Origin of the sequence: Bacillus sp. 105MF (assembly GCF_000374885.1) — a bacterium.
In the GTDB taxonomy this organism is placed as follows: domain Bacteria; phylum Bacillota; class Bacilli; order Bacillales; family Bacillaceae_G; genus Bacillus_A; species Bacillus_A pseudomycoides.
This window is the reverse complement of record NZ_KB895675.1, coordinates 1-1612: the sequence shown is the minus strand read 5'-3', so window position 1 is coordinate 1612 and position 1612 is coordinate 1. Positions and strand designations below refer to the sequence as shown.

General features: G+C 34.9%; 4 protein-coding genes. All 4 read right to left on the bottom strand.

The window, feature by feature from the left end:
* Positions 1-319, bottom strand: a 319-nt coding sequence (locus C564_RS0131425) for a T7SS effector LXG polymorphic toxin (protein WP_018768242.1), incomplete at its 3' end; no start/stop codon positions are given.
* Between the two features lie 65 nt (positions 320-384).
* Positions 385-618 (bottom strand): helix-turn-helix transcriptional regulator, encoded by a 234-nt coding sequence (locus C564_RS0131420; RefSeq protein ID WP_018768241.1) that lies wholly within the window; start codon positions 616-618, stop codon positions 385-387.
* Positions 619-705: 87 nt separating this feature from the next.
* Positions 706-1236, bottom strand: coding sequence for a hypothetical protein (locus C564_RS0131415; protein ID WP_018768240.1), 531 nt, complete (start codon positions 1234-1236; stop codon positions 706-708).
* An 11-nt stretch (positions 1237-1247) separates the two neighbouring features.
* Positions 1248-1610, bottom strand: a complete 363-nt coding sequence (locus C564_RS37200; RefSeq protein ID WP_018768239.1) for a hypothetical protein — start codon at positions 1608-1610, stop codon at positions 1248-1250.
* Positions 1611-1612 lie beyond the last annotated feature (2 nt).

Below are 1612 nucleotides of genomic sequence, written 5' to 3'. Positions count from 1 at the left end.
CAATTTCTTGAATTTGTTCTAATATTTCTTGTTCGATTACATCCGTTGAAGCTACCTTTGATTGAAATTGACTTGGAAAGGCATCGTTCTGACGGATTAATTCTTCACATAAGTAAATGATTCCTTGTGCTAAAGGGCGAAAAGTTTCTGCGAAAAATGCTTTTGCACTATCGTAAGTTTGCCCTTGTAGAACGGTATCACTGGTAAAAGCATCAATCGACTGAATAGCTTGTTCCATACCTTGAATGGTAGCGGTACATATAGCATTCATACTTTGCGTTTGGGTATGTACTTCCCCTAGATACATATTTAAACTCAAAAATCTCCCTCCTTAATAGGTAAATCATACCAATTCAAGGAGGGAATTGTAAGATTAATTTCTAATTACATCCAGAAATCATCATAATGGACATCTTTATTTGTTAATTTCTTCAATGCTTTAATAATCTTTTGTGCATTTTTCATAGTTGGTGAAAATTTATCTCCTTGGCATACACGACTGATCGTAGACTTGCTAACTCCACTTCTTTCTGCTAATTCTTGTTGAGTAATTTTGTTTTTCTCCAGAAAATTGGAGAGCTTTGACTTTCTCCCTTTACCAGAAATAAGCCATCTCATCTTAATCACTCCTGTTTTTAAGTTCTTAGTACAAGAGTGGTCAAAGATTTCATTTTTTAAACATCCCGAAAATAGGAATTCTAAACATCATGAAAATCTTCTTTTCAATAAGGACAGCTTTTTTCCCGGTTCTTCGGCATAGAACTTCATGTAGTCACACATCAAAATATTAATCAATTTATCTGCTGTGTAGCCATGTAGTGGAAATGTATGGGCCATATCTGAAAAGAACACTTCGATTCGTCTTAATGTCCTCCTGCTAATCTTTACAGTAATCGTTCCGTACTGGTCATCATTCTCATCAAATTCTAAATCATAATCTGTATAGTGCTTCTTACCCTCTAGGATCTGATACAGCTGTTCCATACTATTCTTGGATCTGATGTGTTCGAGAAAGTCCTCAACGAGTATTTCAGCTAAATCGCTGGCTGTGCATTCGCATTCTTCCTCTTCCATGTCCTCAATGATAATACTCATACGGAAAAGATATATCTTTAACATTTTAACTTCAAACTTATATTTCTCTTTTAAACTCCATTCAATTTTTGCCTTCTCCCACCAATTGGTAACGCTCATAAGTTGAATTTCTTTAGTCATCACATCATATTTACTGTACATACTGTCACCTCTCACATAGTACGTAATGCAAAGCATAAAATGCGTGTTGCTGCTGCTCTTTGTGACACTCCCCATTCAATAGCTAATTGGACAAGCTTAGAATGTGTTTCCTGCTCCAATTTCGCATGAATGTACTTTTTAGTGTCTTTATATTCATACGCATGTATTTCGCTTATATAATCAATTCTGAGATGTTCTGTGATTAGTTTGGACATATATTGTGTAGTAGTTATTCCTTGTTGGAAGGCTGATGTTCTTATTAATTGTCTTTGCATTTCATTTATGGGGATTTTTACGTCTTTCTTTTTATCAGAACGAATTTTACGAGGTTGTCGGTTTGTTATTGTAGTAGATTGTTTTCGAGGTTCGAACATAG

Bases quoted from the DNA above. Each gene is read 5' to 3' on its own strand.
- C564_RS0131420 (WP_018768241.1), bottom strand. From the start codon at position 618: ATGAGATGGCTTATTTCTGGTAAAGGGAGAAAGTCAAAGCTCTCCAAT.
- C564_RS0131415 (WP_018768240.1), bottom strand. From the start codon at position 1,236: ATGTACAGTAAATATGATGTGATGACTAAAGAAATTCAACTTATGAGC.
- C564_RS37200 (WP_018768239.1), bottom strand. From the start codon at position 1,610: ATGTTCGAACCTCGAAAACAATCTACTACAATAACAAACCGACAACCT.